The sequence below is a fragment of the Deinococcus sp. Arct2-2 genome, from assembly GCF_004801315.1.
Lineage (GTDB): Bacteria > Deinococcota > Deinococci > Deinococcales > Deinococcaceae > Deinococcus.
The window spans coordinates 23,957-38,363 of sequence record NZ_SSNW01000036.1 but is presented as its reverse complement, the minus strand read 5'-3'; the positions used below and the strand labels follow the sequence as shown (position 1 = coordinate 38,363).

The 14,407-nt window shown below is 61.3% G+C and carries 15 protein-coding genes and 1 pseudogene; 3 read left to right on the top strand and 13 right to left on the bottom strand.

Going from position 1 to position 14,407, the window contains the following annotated elements:
* Positions 1-94: 94 nt before the first annotated feature.
* Positions 95-607 (top strand): TetR/AcrR family transcriptional regulator, encoded by a 513-nt coding sequence (locus E7T06_RS14560; RefSeq protein WP_168733560.1) that lies wholly within the window; start codon positions 95-97, stop codon positions 605-607.
* A 78-nt stretch (positions 608-685) separates the two neighbouring features.
* Here E7T06_RS14560 and E7T06_RS14555 read toward each other — a convergent pair whose 3' ends face one another.
* Entirely contained in the window at positions 686-1,258 is a 573-nt protein-coding gene (locus E7T06_RS14555; RefSeq protein WP_136366505.1) for a transposase, read from the bottom strand.
* A 10-nt stretch (positions 1,259-1,268) separates the two neighbouring features.
* Entirely contained in the window at positions 1,269-1,676 is a 408-nt protein-coding gene (locus E7T06_RS14550) for a transposase (protein ID WP_136366504.1), read from the bottom strand.
* 419 nt (positions 1,677-2,095) lie between these two features.
* Here E7T06_RS14550 and E7T06_RS14545 point away from each other — a divergent pair, with 419 nt between their 5' ends.
* Positions 2,096-2,806 carry an IS6 family transposase gene (locus E7T06_RS14545; protein WP_136366503.1) on the top strand — a complete coding sequence of 237 codons (711 nt, stop codon included), beginning with the start codon at positions 2,096-2,098 and terminating at the stop codon, positions 2,804-2,806.
* A 510-nt stretch (positions 2,807-3,316) separates the two neighbouring features.
* Here the strand turns inward: E7T06_RS14545 and E7T06_RS14540 are convergent.
* From E7T06_RS14540 to E7T06_RS14530, 4 genes are all read right to left on the bottom strand, one after another.
* Positions 3,317-4,276 carry an alpha/beta fold hydrolase gene (locus E7T06_RS14540; protein WP_136366502.1) on the bottom strand — a complete coding sequence of 320 codons (960 nt, stop codon included), beginning with the start codon at positions 4,274-4,276 and terminating at the stop codon, positions 3,317-3,319.
* Positions 4,277-4,363: 87 nt separating this feature from the next.
* Complete coding sequence (locus E7T06_RS21515) at positions 4,364-4,573, bottom strand: hypothetical protein (protein WP_205750942.1); 210 nt, start codon at positions 4,571-4,573, stop codon at positions 4,364-4,366.
* 57 nt (positions 4,574-4,630) lie between these two features.
* Positions 4,631-5,254, bottom strand: coding sequence for an NAD-dependent epimerase/dehydratase family protein (locus E7T06_RS14535; protein WP_205750941.1), 624 nt, complete (start codon positions 5,252-5,254; stop codon positions 4,631-4,633).
* A gap of 74 nt (positions 5,255-5,328) precedes the next feature.
* Positions 5,329-6,066: an SDR family oxidoreductase gene (locus tag E7T06_RS14530; RefSeq protein ID WP_136366501.1), complete on the bottom strand. Its 738-nt coding sequence runs from the start codon at positions 6,064-6,066 to the stop codon at positions 5,329-5,331.
* A gap of 146 nt (positions 6,067-6,212) precedes the next feature.
* On the opposite strand from E7T06_RS14530, the gene E7T06_RS14525 reads away from it, so the two are divergent.
* Complete coding sequence (locus E7T06_RS14525) at positions 6,213-6,911, top strand: TetR/AcrR family transcriptional regulator (RefSeq protein ID WP_240741079.1); 699 nt, start codon at positions 6,213-6,215, stop codon at positions 6,909-6,911.
* A 139-nt stretch (positions 6,912-7,050) separates the two neighbouring features.
* Here E7T06_RS14525 and E7T06_RS14520 read toward each other — a convergent pair.
* The 7 genes and pseudogenes from E7T06_RS14520 to E7T06_RS14490 all read right to left on the bottom strand — a co-directional run bounded on the left by E7T06_RS14520 (position 7,051) and on the right by E7T06_RS14490 (position 14,293).
* A pseudogene (locus E7T06_RS14520) lies at positions 7,051-8,211 on the bottom strand (IS3 family transposase).
* Between the two features lie 563 nt (positions 8,212-8,774).
* Positions 8,775-9,839, bottom strand: coding sequence for a hypothetical protein (locus E7T06_RS14515; RefSeq protein WP_136366500.1), 1,065 nt, complete (start codon positions 9,837-9,839; stop codon positions 8,775-8,777).
* Entirely contained in the window at positions 9,836-10,459 is a 624-nt protein-coding gene (locus E7T06_RS14510) for a DUF6683 family protein (protein ID WP_136366499.1), read from the bottom strand. Before E7T06_RS14510 ends, E7T06_RS14515 begins: the two co-directional genes overlap by 4 nt.
* 44 nt (positions 10,460-10,503) lie before the next feature.
* Positions 10,504-10,746: a hypothetical protein gene (locus tag E7T06_RS14505; RefSeq protein WP_136366498.1), complete on the bottom strand. Its 243-nt coding sequence runs from the start codon at positions 10,744-10,746 to the stop codon at positions 10,504-10,506.
* A 933-nt stretch (positions 10,747-11,679) separates the two neighbouring features.
* Positions 11,680-12,081, bottom strand: coding sequence for a hypothetical protein (locus tag E7T06_RS14500; protein ID WP_136366497.1), 402 nt, complete (start codon positions 12,079-12,081; stop codon positions 11,680-11,682).
* 200 nt (positions 12,082-12,281) lie between these two features.
* Positions 12,282-13,637, bottom strand: coding sequence for a HAMP domain-containing sensor histidine kinase (locus E7T06_RS14495; protein WP_136366496.1), 1,356 nt, complete (start codon positions 13,635-13,637; stop codon positions 12,282-12,284).
* Positions 13,634-14,293: a response regulator transcription factor gene (locus E7T06_RS14490; RefSeq protein ID WP_136366495.1), complete on the bottom strand. Its 660-nt coding sequence runs from the start codon at positions 14,291-14,293 to the stop codon at positions 13,634-13,636. Before E7T06_RS14490 ends, E7T06_RS14495 begins: the two co-directional genes overlap by 4 nt.
* Positions 14,294-14,407: the final 114 nt, after the last annotated feature.

Genomic DNA, 14,407 nt, shown 5'->3' with positions numbered 1-14,407 from the left:
GAACAAAGTCATGGCCAACAGCTCAACGTCCCTTCCCCATACAGACCTGCGGATTCGGCGTACACGGCGTTTGCTCACTCAGGCACTGGTCGATATGACCGCTGAACGTCCCCTAGAGACGATCACGATCCGGATGCTGACAGACCGAGCACAAGTTGGCTACGCGACGTTCTATCGCCACTACGCCAGCATCGAGGATCTCCTGCGGGGCATCGTGGACGATCTTTACATCAACTTGGCTGAACTCCTTCCCTCTTTGGCAGGTGCTCAGCCAGAACGGGCTGCGACGCTGGTTTTTCATCAGGTTCGTGAGCATCCTGGACATTACCGCCTGTTACTCCACGCCGACCGATCGCTCGGCTTACTCGATAAGGTCGTCGAGATGGGCACACAGGCGCTACTTGCGGCATATGAGGCGCGGCCAGACAGCCGGGTTCCTCTGGACGTGACTGTCGACCACTGTATTCGCTCGTTTTTAAACCTGATCGCGTGGTGGCTCAGCCATGACATGCCGTATGCACCGGAGCGGATGGGACAAATCTTCCTTGATCTGGTGCTGCACCCAATGGAGGCGATGGCGTTGCGACCCAGAATCTCCCTGGACTGATTACCGCGAATAGATAGCGTAGTTTTTGGACGTTGTCTACAGCGGTCGCCTGTTCGCCGAACCACGCCACACGTGGTGTTACGCTGGTTTCACGTAGGTTTCGCTGAAGGGCTGCCCTGATCTCACGACGGCCAGTCCTGTCCGCAACAATTTATGCCCGAGCGCAATCAAAGCCGCCTTGGGCGGCTTTCCATTGGCTCGCAAACGACGATAGAAGTCACCCAGATGCCCTTTGTTTCGCGTGACACTCAAGGCCGCAAGGTACGCGGAACGCCTCAGGTGAGCATTCCCTGTCTTTGAAATGCGCCCTCGGCCATGGACACTCGTGCCCGACTGAAATGGCGCTGGAGCAATGCCAGCGTGAGCTGCTCTTTGCTTGCCGGTCTCCAACACGGCAAACCCATCTGTTTCCGCCAGTACAGACGCCGCAGTGATCAAGCCGAACCCAGGAACGCTGGTCAAGAGATCAAACGGCTCGCGCAACATGTCATCAGACCGGATGAGTGCTCGGATGGCCGTTTCGAGCTCCAAGACCTGTTGCTTCAGTAGGGTAATGCGCGTGTTCAGCAACGCCACGACGATCTGGCGTTCATGCTGCCGGCGTGCTGAGGCGTGCAGTCGATGCTGATCCTGAGTCAGCGTTTCGCACAACGCCGTGCGTTCACGAACGAGTTGCTTGAGTTCCTGCAGTGCTGTACTGGGCGGTGACCAAGCTGCTCGGCCGCATCATGGCGCCGTACAGGGCAATGACCGCTGCGTCCATGCGGTCTGTCTTGCCACGCTTGAGTGTGGCGCGGGCGAAATACTTGATACTGGTGGGGTTCACCACGCTGACGGTACAGCCCGCACTGAACAGGAAGTTCGCGCACTGCTCCCAATACACCCCCGTGGCTTCCATCACCACGTGCAGCCCCGTTGGCGTCACATCGTGTTGTTGGGCCCACTGCAGGAGGCGCCCGAATCCAGTGGGCGTGTTCGGAAGGTCAGGGAGTGACACTTCTAGGTCATCGTCGAGCTGTAAATGTGCAAAAAAAGAATTTTTTCCGATGTCCAGGCCGAGGGCAAACATAACAACCTCCTAGAGAAAGGGTCGGGGCAGGTCGGACTCTCTCGGCACTGGCTCTTCTGGTGCAGGCTTGGTGGCCTTTGATAGCGTTCAGTCTTCGAGAAGAGCGCCCGAGCCGGTCCTGTCTCTTCGACGGTCTTGCTGGACCTGGGGTTGACGCGGACTTAGCGGCTCGGACTGGCCTGGCACTCTCCATTCTGATCAGGAATGAACCCAGACGTACTACATAAGGGGTTGACACGTCAGCCGTCTCTTGTCATCGCATCACGTCTCAAAATATGCGCCAAGAATAGAAATGTTCTCCAACCCCACAGTATTCAGGATGGGCCGAAGTAATTTAATTTCACCGCTTCTCGAACCACCTGCGTCGTTTGTCCTGCGGGTTGTGTTGCCTTAACTGGGCCGGGGTACGCTGACCGTCCGTGACCGACGCCAAGCCCTACCGCCACCGATTTCCGATGACGATCATCCAGCACGCCATTTGGCTCTATCACCGCTTCCCCTTGAGTTACCGTGACGTGCAGGAACTGCTCCACCAGCGTGGCATTCAGGTCAGCCACGAGACCCTCCGCGAATGGTGCATGAAATTCAGCTCCCTGTTTGCGGAAGAACTGCGCCACCGGGAACCCCGCCGGGGTTCCCGGTGGCATCTGGACGAGGTGTGTACGAGCGTTGATGGCGTCCGATACTGGCTCTGGAGAGCGGTCGACGAGCACGGTTTCGTGCTCGATATCTTGCTTCAGCGGCATCGCGACACCGACGCTGCAAAGACCTTCCTGACCCGGCTGCTGGGTGAATACGATGCCCCAGCGGTCATTCACACCGATCAGCTTCGGAGTTACGGGGCGGCCATCCGAGCGCTTCCCAGCCTAGCCAACGTTGACCACCAGCAGGTGATCTCCACGCGGCGCTGCGACAACATCATTGAGCAAGAACACCGATCTACACGGCGACAAGAGCGAAGTCAGCAGGGTTTCAAGCGGCGGAAACGTGCTCAAGAATTCCTGAATCTACACGCCCGAATCACCAACAGCCACCACTACTCCCGAACCAGCATCTGCGCCTCGACCAGACAAAATCATCAGCGAAAAGCGTTCCAGACATGGTCGAACATCGCGGCAGGGGTGGCCTGAACTTCAGGCCACCCCTGCCCTCCGCCTGCCGAGAGCCAAGTTAAGGCAACACAACCCTCTACTGAGCATCAACAAGGAGGGGGAACGTATGGGGATCGTGTGGGCCGTGGTAGACATTCTGGCAGCAGTGGCCAAAGCCGCTGTCATAGAGCAGACCGACAACAATGCGAAGGAGCTGCAAAGCTACAGGTTCGAGGATCAGGAGACTGAAGACTATTGGTAGTCCGTTGAGTTGTCTTGGTGATCCCAGAAACACGTTGTTTTTCGCGGCGTGGGTTGGTCGACCTCAGCGATGGACACGGCCCCTGGCTCGTTCATCAGGCTCAGTCAACGGACTACCACTATTGATCTCTGCCAAAGTTGGCGACGCTTTTTGCTCTTCACGTGTTGACGTAGAACCAAAATTCCGCACTGGGACGATGCCCCTGCACTCATAGCGTCGCAGACTGATGTAGAGATCAATAGCACCGGACAGCCGCTGCCGACGGCCATTTGGTGCGACAGGTTAGGTTACTTGGACTCGGTTCGGGCCAGCGGCTCGGCCCGGCCCTTCAGCGCGGCGCGGGCGGTGTCCCAGGCGCGGTCCTCAGGGTAGAGTGCGCTGCGGAGGTAGGCCCAGGTCAGCCGCTGAACCGCCGACACCCGCTCGGGGTTTTCATCGGTCGTCTCGGCGGCGTCGTAGCCGGAGACGCCACCGAGGATGTGCTCCCCGCCGACGATCGTCAGCAGATCCTTGGGGCCGGGACTCAGGAAGTACGGGTCGGAACGCCAGTCCACGCGATCTGAAAACATGGGATTTACGTCCTTGTCACCCGCAACCACCAGGGCCGGCGTCGTCATTTCGGCGAAACTGTTGTTGCGCAGATCCGGGTAGTGCTCGGACGCGAAAGCCGCGAGGTCGGCCCCGTTGCCCGGCCCGGCCATCACCACGCCTACCTTGATCCGCGCATCCGAGAGGTCGAGGGCGGTTCCGTCGTTGGGGCTGGTGATCCGCATGCCCGCGAGCATGGCCACGGTGTGCCCGCCCAGAGAATGCCCGACCGCGGCGATCCGGGTGCGGTCGAGTCGTCCGCTCAGGCCTGGCACAGCCGCCTCAATCTGATCCAGATGGTCGAGAATAGAGTGCATGTCGTGGACGCGGGAGCGCCAGAACAAGGGTCCTTCGGGACCCGTGGGGTCGAGGCCGAGCGCCTTGGAGTCCTGATGGGTCGGCTGGATCACAACGAAGCCGTGGGCGGCGTAGAAGTCTACGAGCGGGCCGTACCCGCGCAGTGAGGAGAGATAACTTGATCGCCCGTGGCCGTGCGAGAACAGGATGACCGGCAGCTGGTCGCCCACGGCGGGCACGGACACCTTCAGCTCCAGCGGCACCAGGCGGCCTGGCACGCTGAGCACCACCGGGCTGAAGGAGAGGACGGGCGTAGATTCATTCACGGGGATGAAGTCGGCGGTGCTGACAGGGGTGTTCATGGCAAGACTCCTTGGATGAGGTGTTGGTTGTCCCTTGGTCTCGGCTTGCCCTGGGCGACGAGTGCAGGCGCGTGCGGCGGCTCAGGACTAGAAGGAGAAGGCGTGGGAGTGTTCGAGGTCGTCGAGAAAACCGGGCTGCCCGGCTGGACGCCAGCCCAGTCGCTGCTGGGTCAAGGCGCTTGACGCCGGTGCGGCCATGGCGACGGGGAAGGCCAACCAGCCGAAATGAGCGGCGGCATCCTCGGTGGACAGGGCCACCACCGGCAGCCCAAGGCCCTGTCCGATGGCCTGTGCCATGGCCTTCACCGGCAGGCTCTCTTCAGCCACCGCGTGGTATCTCGCCCCGGCCACGCCCTACTCTAGGGCCAACCGGTAAAGCGGGGCCACGTCAAGCCGGTGGACGGCGGGCCAGCGGCCCTCATCGGCCCCGACGTAAGCTGAGACGCCCTTCTCGCGGGCCAGCGCGATCATGAAGGTGGCGAGCCCCTGCTTGTCGCGGTCATGAACCTGCGGCATCCGGACCACGACGGCCCGCACGCCGCGCTCCACCATCGACAGGGCAGTCTGTTCAGAGACCCTGGGCCTGCTCCCTGGCGCGTCCGGCAGTGCGTCGTCCTCGGTGGTTGGGCGGTTCGGCGTGATGGGCAGCCCGGAGGTGACGATCAGGGGCCGGTCGGTGCCTGCGAGCGCCTCGCCCAGCGCCTCAATAGCCCGGCGATCATTCTCACTATGCTGCGCGAAGTTGGAAAAGTCGTAGTTGAAAGCGGTGTGAATCACGCCCTCAGCGCTAGTTGCGGCGCGGCGCAGGCTCTCCAAGTCTTCGAGGTTGCCCCGATGCACCTCGGCACCCACGGCATTCAGCGACTGGGCCGCCTCGTCGGTGCGGGCGAGGCCCAGCACCTGATGGCCGGCCCGGAGTAAGTCTGAGACGACAGCGGAACCGACGAAGCCGGTGGCACCTGTAACAAAAACACGCATGAAGTCTCCTGGGGACTGTTCCTTGCTGAAAGGGGCGCGGGGAAGATCAGCCGAACGGCGCTGAAGGGTCTGGCTTACCAGGGGATTTCGCCGGTGGCCGGGTTGTACTCCTCGCTGAAGAACTTGCCGCTGGGGCCGTGCTCGTCCAACACGGCGTATTTCACCAGACGCGCCCCGGCTTCCTGCACGGTGCCGGTGCCGCGGTACCCGTTGAAGTCGGTGGCGACAAAGCCGGGGTCAACCGCATTGACTCTAAACGGCGTGTCGCGCAGTTCATAGGCCAAAGCAACGGTGTACAAATTAAGGGCCGCCTTTGACGGGGAGTAGACGGCACCTTTATGCGCGTAGTATTTCCAAGTGGGATCACTTTGTAGGGTGAGCGAGCCTGTGCTTGACGACACCATCACGATGCGCGGCTGCGGGGCCTGCTGGAGCAGATCGATAAACGCCTGGGTGACCATCACGACGCCGAAGTAATTGGTATCGAACACCCGGCGAAAAGCGCTGATGTCGGCTTTGAGCGCCGATTGCGGCATGCCGCCGTTGATTCCAGCGTTGTTGATCAAGACGTCCAGCGACGCCGTCTTGCTGCCGATCTCTGCCCGCGCCGCCTGAATGGACGCCTGATCGGTCACGTCAATCTGGATGGCTTCGACTTCGGTCAAGCCTTCAGCGTTGAGCTGTGCTACGGCTTTCAATCCATTGTCTAAAGTGCGGCTGCCGAGGTAGACGTGATAGCCCTGTTGCAGCAGTTGGCGGGCCGTTTCAAAGCCAATACTCTTGTTGGCTCCGGTGATAAAAGCGGTATGCATGTGGGACTCCGTTGGGTTGAGGAGGTCAGGATCAGAGGGGTCTGGTCACCGGGCGTTCCATCGGCTATGCTGGTTAAGCGGAACGTCGTTCCCATACATTACGGAACAGTGTTCCGTTTGTCAAGCCAGTCAAGGAGATTTGAAGAGTGACCGACATAGACGCGCCCTCCGCGCCACGCATTTCTGCCCAGCGGGCCGACGCTCAGCGCAACAAACAGACGCTGCTGGACGTCGCCGCCGCCCTGTTCGTTACATCTGGCGTCGAAGTCTCGGTACGCGAGATCGCGGCCCAGGCTGGGGTCGGCATCGGCACGGTCTACCGTCATTTCCCGACGCGGGCCGACCTCATCATCGCCGTGTACCGCCATCAGGTCGAGACCTGTGCCGAGGCTGGTCCAGTGCTGCTCGCCCGCTACGCCAGCCCTTACGCTGCATTGGCAGAGTGGATCCAGCTCTTCGTGGATTTTCTGGCGACCAAGCATGGCCTGGCCGACGTGATGCAGCCGGGCGATCCCAGTTTCGACGCATTGCATCGCCACCTGCTCGACCGCTTGGCGCCGGTATGCACGGCTTTTCTGGACGCGGCGGTGGAGGCTGGCGAGATTCGCCCAGGCATCCAGGCCTACGAACTGATGCGCGGGGTGGGCAACCTCTGCATCGGTGCTGGAACCGATCCCCATTACGACGCCCGTCGCCTGGTCGATCTGCTCATCGCTGGACTGCGGCGGGTGAACCCACACGCGCAGGTTGATACTGGAGACGAACCGAGGGGGGAAGAGGTCTGCAACAGGCCATTCCAGTCGCGCGGAAACCGGCATCCTTTGATCAGCCGAAAAAGAGGTTGAATGTATGTGATTAGCGCCTCGCCTATTTGGGGTTGGCAGACGGAAGTCAGGTTCGGTAGGCTGAGGGTAGGGCGGAGGAGCTGACTCGCGAAGCGTTGCTCCTGCTGCTTGGGCTTGAATCGGTTCTGCGCACATCTGGTTAAGCCACTTGAGCTTGGCGCTCAAACTCGTATGGTGTCAAGTCGTCCAGGGTCGAGTGGCGTCGGCGTCGATTGTAGAAGACTTCAATGTATTCAAAGATGGCTTGCCGCGCTACCGTTCGGCTTTCAAAGGGAGCAGTGTCCAGCAGCTCCCGTTTCAGGGAGCTGAAAAAGCTCTCTAGAACGCTGTTATCCCAGCACTTGCCCTTCCGGCTCATGCTCCCTTGCGCACCGATGCGCGTCAATTCGGCTTGAACAATTTTGCTGGCGTATTGACTTCCACGGCCCTGCGTGGTGGAGGAGACCAGGCGAAGGTTTCCTTGCGCCCACGGCCATCCGCAAGGCTGCTAAGGGTAAGGTCGCTGGCATCTGGGCCTCCATGGCGTACCCCACCACCGCCCGTGAATGCAGATCAAGTGTGACGGCCACATACAGCCAACCCTCTTTGGTGGGAATACACGTCAGATCAGAAGCCCACACTGTATTGGCGTGCTGAACGGCAAATTCTCGGTTGAGCACATTGGGGCAGACCGCACAGGTGTGTTCACTGTCCGTCGTTCGTACGAATCGTCGTTTTCCCTTGGCCCGCAGGCCAGCAGCCCGCATCAAGCGCGAAATCCGTTTGCGGGAAACAGGTTGTCCTTCAGCGCGCAGATCGGCCTGAAGACGAGGCGCACCGTAACGCCCTTTGCTGGCTTCGTGCAGCACACGGACGCGCTGTTGGAGCAGCGCGTCTTGCTGAGCGTGTGGTGATGATGGCCTTCTTTGCCAGCTGTAAAGCGCACTGCTGGACACGTCCAGCACCCGGCACAACACTTTCAACGGGTACTGGGTGCGCCACTGTTGGATAAACACGTATCTCAACGCGTGGTCTCTCTGGCAAAGAAGGCCGCGGCTTTTTTCAATATCTCGCGCTCCTGACGCAAAATTTCATTCTCCTTGCGGAGTCGTTTGAGTTCCTCTTGTTCAGGTGTCAAGAGTTGACGGCCCTGACCAGGGAAGGCCAACTCCCCATTGTGCTGGTCGGCTTTAATCCACTTTCTTAAGGCAGAGAGTCCAATGCCAAGGTCGCGGGCGGTGCCCGCTATATTTTCGGTGGACTGCGCGAGTTGGACAGCATCTCGCTTGAATTCGGCGGTGTATGTTTTGCGCTGGGTCATGGGGTGCCTCCTATGATCGGGGCTTAACTCCACGTGTGCAAAACTGACTCACCCTCACACCGCCAATCAACTGCAACTGCGGCTGTTGTAAGAAGAACTCATGGCTCAAGGCCTGAAACACGACTCTGAACGGAACCTGTTGCCGGTAGCGCCGCGAGCTCCAGAGAACGCCAGTGCTGTGGATCAGCCCACAGTCGGTGTGGCATCAGTGACGGCCCCTCTGACCTAAAGCCCCACTCCACCCTGGGCCTCGCGCGCAACGTGGCCTTCATCGCCCACTTGGTGGGGCTCAACTTGGCGAAGGGCCAAATTTTGGCCAACTTGCAGGCGCGCCTCAGCCTTGCGAAAATGGGTTGCCACGGCAGATGATGGCGCAACAGGGTTTTGCAAGGCCGGAAGAGCGTCCTGATCGCGTGCTCAAAAAGGGCGCGGAAACGAGTGTTTTCACACGCCTCTACACTGCAGGTCCGGAAAGCGCTCATGCGAGTTGGCCAGCATTTCACCCTTCACCACGTTCAGCCCCGCAGGAACGGAGCCCACTCCACAGGGCGAGGTCGAGTGAGTCAACTGCGCCTGTACACGTACATTTGCCCGCGCTCGTCTTCCAGAAACAGCAGGTAGTTGGACCCGTTACGTTCATCCGTGCTGAGATGCAGGTCATAGCGGCGGTAGCGGTAGGTATGGGTCTCCAGCGGCTGCTTCTGGGTGGTGCGCGTGGTCTCACCACCCGATGAAGACAGAGCGGCCAGACACTGTGTGTAAGTGCTGGCCCGCTGCGCGGCAGGCAGCGCGGCGGTCACCATCTGACACTGGACCTGGGTCTCCGCGGTGACTGCACCTCCCTTGCTGGCTCCGGCACATTCGGTGGTCAGGGTCTTGGCCGTATCACGGAACTTCAGGACGCCGCCCGCCGTGTCGAACTGACCTTCAAGCTTCAGGGACTGGCGCTGACAGCCCGCTGGAGGCAGGGGCAGATCGAGCGTCAGCAGGTACCGCCCCTTGAACCGGTCCTGGAAACCGACATTCATCAGCGGCCAGGCGGCGTCCGGGCGCAGGGTGGCGGGCCGGCTCCAGTCCCGCGCCTGGGGCAGCGGGCCGGGGAAAGCGCCGATCAGCAGCCAGGTGCCATTGAAGCTGCCGCGTGCAGGCGAAGTGCTTGGCTGTGCCGGGCCAGCCGTCACGGGAATCTGCGCCAGCGCAGGCATCGGCCCCTGAGGGGGTAGTGTTCCCAGCGTTTCAGTCTGGTACAGGTCATCCAGTCGCTTGCTGCCCAGGAACGCCTTCCAGTTGCCGTCGTAGCGGCCCAGGCGGCCCTTCAGTGGATCCACGCCGTCCAGTTGCGCGAGTTCGTCGCCCGCGTCGATCTGCGTGTTGGCGTTCACGTCCCGCCAGGCCAGGAACAGCGCGGGCTGCTCGTTGGGGGGCGTCCAGGTGTAGACCGCGTATTTCCCGGAGCCGCTTAACCGCTGCGCCCGTGACGACGGCGCACAGGCCGGGGTGCCGCTCACGCAGGCCAGCAGCACCGTCCCCGCAACCTCGCCTGATGGCCCGGCCCACAGGATGCCTGCTGAGGTGGCCTGCGCGACGGACGCACCGAGCATCGCAAGCAGGGTCAGCAGGGTCTTCACGGTTTCACCCCGAAGCCCAGCAGCACGCTCTGGGCCAGCGCCTTGGCGGCGGCACTGAGCTGGGCATCCTGGGTTTCATCGCCCTGCTGAAACAGCGTGACGATCAATCCTGCCGTCATCAACGCTGACTCGTAGGTGGCCTGAAGGTCTGCGCGTGTGCCCTTCATGGTCTGGCTGTCGATCAGCACGTCGTTCAGGCCCCGGATCAGCAGGTCGCTTCTGGCTTCATCCAGTTCCTGACCCCGGCTGATCTGCAAACTGACGCCGATCAGGACGGCTAGGGCGGTGGAGACGTTGTGTTTGCGGAACTCTGGCAGCGCCTCCATGTTCTGGAACAGCCCCAGGCATAGCGCGGCCATCTGGCGCTGATCGTCGGGCCGGGTGGCCATCTGGGCGCAGCGACTTTGCTGGGTGGGCTGGCCCTTGAAAGCAAAATCGGTTCTGGCCAGGGCGTATTTGTATTTTACAGGCGCTGCGGGTGGCTTGAGGGCCTGCGTGACGGCCAGGGCCGTGAAATCCGGCTTCACAGTGGCCGCCACGTAGCCCACCGAGCGCTGAGCGAAGGTCTGGTAGTTCTGGAAAGACGGCGTGAAAAACTGTGCCTGGGCGCTGCCCAGCATCAGGGCAGAGAGAACAGCGTGCCGTATGAACCTGCTGTGGCCTGTCATGCCTGCGCCCCCAGTTCCCCGTCATCCTGAAACCAGTCAGGGGCGCCCCTGGTCAGAGCCGTCATCCAAGCTGCCGCTGAACGAACATGCCATCGCCGCTGACTGCGGGGGTCAAACGGACTGGCCTGCCAGGTCTCGCCGGGGGTGGGTTCAGCCGACAGTTCGTGCCACAGACGCAGCACGTAAATCTGGCTGAAGACCGACTGGCCTGCCGTTGCGGTGCGGGAGATCATCGACATGTCCATACGCTAATCCAGGAGGCATGATCGGAGCGTGATCGGGTGATGCCCATCTGTTGTTCAGACCGCTTCCTGGGTCAGTCGCTCGGAAACTGTTCAGGTGTTGCTGGAAATTCCTGTCCTGGAACGGCTACGCCGTCCATCCCCCTCCTTACCCTCCCCCGCAAGGGGAGAGGGCTCTTTTGTCGCTTGAGACGTGATTTGCATGGAGGTCGTTGAAATCAAGTTCAAAAACCGTCCTCACCATGGTGAGTTGAACTCACTCGGAAAGTTTAATGGTGACCTGTCTTTTAAGGGTGAGGTAGTGTTCCTACGCTAGTCAGCCCCCTTGTCTTTGGGTGTGGGTTTGCGGTCAGTCTGATGCCGCTCCCGGTAGGGTTTAAGCCAAAGAATCTGGGATGAACTGCAGATTCAGTCTGCAGTTCCACTGTGCACCGCAGCAAATGCTGTGGCCTCTATTGATTGCGGTGGCCCATTGTGAGCCCGCCATCTCCCCAGCCCCCAGCTACCCCCTGTCCCCTGAGAGATAGTGTGTGCCCGCCTGAGCCCACGCTTGAGCCGGCGCACGAGCCTCAGCATGTCCAAAGATAAAATCTTGACCTCCCACCAGCCCCATCCTCTCGACCTCGCCACCATCAAGGCCCTCAAGCTTGAAGGCCGGCAACCTGCGGACAGTCAGATTGTCGCCGCCCTGTTCAAACTCCAGCGTCGAAGGACTGGGAAACCGTGACTGGGGCGGGGTTGGTCAGAGGAGGAGTGTAATGGAGTCGCGCGGTGTGTCGTTGGTATCTGGAGTGCGTGGAACAGCAAAAACGCCCCCAAAGAGGCGCAGAAAAAATGGAGGGATCAGCTCCAAGCCACGGAGTGGGCCTGAACGGTTCAGGAGGCCGTTTCCTAAGTCTCACAGCTGCTCAAGGCTGGTTTCAGCTGCTTTTATCTGAGTTGCTGTGAAGGGTGAGGAGCCGAATTGACTCCGGCGCGGCGCAGTTGCATCACCGCCAGAACCGCAAACGCCGCTTCGAACAGCAGGGCGAGGACTCCGGAAGGCTCTGCCCAGTTGCCGATATCACCGCGTGCATTGGGGAGTCCAGTGGTGCGGGTCAGGGCGTAGGCCACGATGGCCCCCACGGAGATGATCAAGCCCAGGCCATACCCCGACCGCCACTGGTGACTGAGTAACCAGGCTCCGGCTGCCGAGCAGCCTGCAACCAATAGGATGTACATCCAGCCCAGGTACGGCGTTTCACCCAACTTGTCTGGAATGTCGCGGTAATGCAGCCAGGCTACACCTGCCAAGAGCACAAGGCCCAACCCGTGGTTGAATGTCTGTTTCATCCGGAGGTCTCCTCTGAGACGTTGGCGCCGGGCCGTACCCTCTGCGAACAGTCTCAGACCTATAAGAGCCCCCCAACGTTGGACGGGTGTAAGAGAGGCTGGTCAGGGATTCGGGAGACCAAGCCGTGCCTTCGGGGTGCGTGGCCGGCGTGTGCTCCCGCCTCAGTGTGGAGGCTGCAGTTTCCGGGCCTTCTTTCTGCTCAGTGTTCAAACGAATCTGATGGGGTGTCGAGAGTCCGGCCCGGGAGATGCGGACTGCTTCTGGGCAGAGCCACAGCAACCTGAAGGCCGCTTGGCTGCCGGTTCCTGAAGTGCAGCTGGGAGCCGTGAACTCCGGCAATCTGGTGGGCAATAGCCAGCCCAAGACCGTGCCCCTCGCCGCTGCGGGCGGTGTCGAGCTGGTAAAAAGCTTCTGTCAAGCGCCCTAGAGTTTCGGGGGGAACCCCTGGGCCTGAATCCTGAACGACCAACGACACTTGGTCACCCTGTTCAGTCACGCACACCTCCATGTCCGTGCCCTGACCATGCCGCACCCCATTGTCGATCAGGTTCTCGATCAGGTGCGTTAACAACGCCGTGTCTCCCCAGACGGTCGTGTTTCCCTGCGACTCGAATTCCAGCCGCACATCCGGCAGCTGTTCACGGGTGCGGTCAACCACCTCCCCCGCCACCTGAGCCAGATCCAGAGGAACGGCGTGGATGTGCTGAGTGCCGCGGGCCAACAACAGCAAGTGTTCTGTGAGCCGCTGCATCCGTTCGACATCGGCCAACGCTTCCTGAATCTCGTCTTGCAGTTCCGCTGCCGAGCGTGGTCCTCCCAGCGCCCCCTGCAGGCGGGTCTTGAGCGCGGTCAGGGGTGAGCGCAGGTCATGGGCGGCTGCGCGGGTAAAGTCAGTTTCGCGCTCACGCACCTCTGCCAACTGTCCGAACGACGTTTGCAGCACCCCAGCCAAGCGGCCTACCTCATCGCGTCGCCCCGCGCCGGGCAGCCGGGCACGCAGATTGCCCTCCCGGCCCACCTGCTCAGCAGCAGCTTCCAATCGGGAGAGCGGCTTCAGCAGGCGTCCAGCCCACCAGAAGCTCAGCAGGCTGACCAAGAGGGCCGCCGCGGGTGCCGTGATCATCAAGGCCCGCAGATAGGCCCGCAGCGGATTGACTACGCCGAGTACGTCGCTGGCCAGTTGAGCGGTGGCGGCCTGACCGTTCAGATTAACGGTGGCCACCAAGACGTCATGGCCTGCGCTGGGCCGGTAGCCACGCGGCAACGACTTGGGTACCGGCGGAAAATTGGGCGTCTGGGCCACGATTCGCTCCCCTTGCAGCACGCGCACATCCACATTGCGGGGCAATCCCTGGATCTCAAGGGGCGGTTGCCCTGCTTGGGGCGGCTGGGCAGCCAATTCCTGCTCCAGCTGAGGCACCAGCATCTCCAGCCGCTCATACTCTGCGACAGCTAAAAAGGATCGCAGGGCTAAAAACTGTAGGGCGGCCACCACCAGCACCACCAATATGGTCTGAAGGCCTGCGCCCACTGCCAGCCGCGTCCGAATGTTCACGGGAGCCGGTACCCCAAACCACGCGAACTCAGCAGGGCTTCAGGCGACAGCTTGCGGCGCAAATAGCTGATGTAGACGTCGACCACCCGTCCCTCACCACCAAACTGCGGCCCCCACACCCGTGAGAGCAGTTCGTCACGGGTAAACCAGCGGCCCTGCGTCAACACCAAGGTTTCCAGCAGGGCATATTCACGCGCCGTTAGACCCACCGATTCACCCTCCCACCACACCTGACGGTGGCGAGCGTCCAACAGGCCGCGCCCATCCACAAACGCAACCTGTGCACTCCGTGCTGTTTCGCTCCGCCGGACGATGGCACGCAGCGTGGCCAGCAGCTCGGGCAACTCGAATGGTTTGGTCAGGTAAGCGTCGCCGCCCAGATCCAGCCCTTCTACCCGGTCATGCAGGGCGTCGCGGGCTGTCAGAAACACAATGGGCACCGGATGCTGTTCCGCCCGCAGTCGGCGCGCCACCTCAAACCCGCTGTAACCCGGCAGCATCACGTCCAGCAAGAGGGCATCGTAGCCGCCTGTGCGGGCCGCGTCTAGCCCACGCACACCATCTGACTGGGTATCGACCTGATGCCCCGCGTCGGTCAATGCCCGAGCCGTGGGCAGAGCGATGCGGGCGTCGTCTTCGACCAAGAGGAGCCGCATCTCAGTTGTTCCGGCCCCACTGCTGGGTGGTCTGTAAGAGGGTGCTGCTCACGCCCCTACCCTACGCGCTGATCAATAGGTGAGGGTAAGACGTCGGTGGCACGCTCTCCTTCA

Bases quoted from the DNA above. Each gene is read 5' to 3' on its own strand.
- E7T06_RS14560 (WP_168733560.1), top strand. From the start codon at position 95: ATGACCGCTGAACGTCCCCTAGAGACGATCACGATCCGGATGCTGACA.
- E7T06_RS14550 (WP_136366504.1), bottom strand. From the start codon at position 1,676: ATGTTTGCCCTCGGCCTGGACATCGGAAAAAATTCTTTTTTTGCACAT.
- E7T06_RS14540 (WP_136366502.1), bottom strand. From the start codon at position 4,276: ATGAACACCCCTGTCAGCACCGCCGACTTCATCCCCGTGAATGAATCT.
- E7T06_RS21515 (WP_205750942.1), bottom strand. From the start codon at position 4,573: ATGGCACAGGCCATCGGACAGGGCCTTGGGCTGCCGGTGGTGGCCCTG.
- E7T06_RS14535 (WP_205750941.1), bottom strand. From the start codon at position 5,254: ATGCGTGTTTTTGTTACAGGTGCCACCGGCTTCGTCGGTTCCGCTGTC.
- E7T06_RS14530 (WP_136366501.1), bottom strand. From the start codon at position 6,066: ATGCATACCGCTTTTATCACCGGAGCCAACAAGAGTATTGGCTTTGAA.
- E7T06_RS14510 (WP_136366499.1), bottom strand. From the start codon at position 10,459: ATGCTGGGCAGCGCCCAGGCACAGTTTTTCACGCCGTCTTTCCAGAAC.
- E7T06_RS14505 (WP_136366498.1), bottom strand. From the start codon at position 10,746: ATGTCGATGATCTCCCGCACCGCAACGGCAGGCCAGTCGGTCTTCAGC.
- E7T06_RS14500 (WP_136366497.1), bottom strand. From the start codon at position 12,081: ATGAAACAGACATTCAACCACGGGTTGGGCCTTGTGCTCTTGGCAGGT.
- E7T06_RS14490 (WP_136366495.1), bottom strand. From the start codon at position 14,293: ATGCGGCTCCTCTTGGTCGAAGACGACGCCCGCATCGCTCTGCCCACG.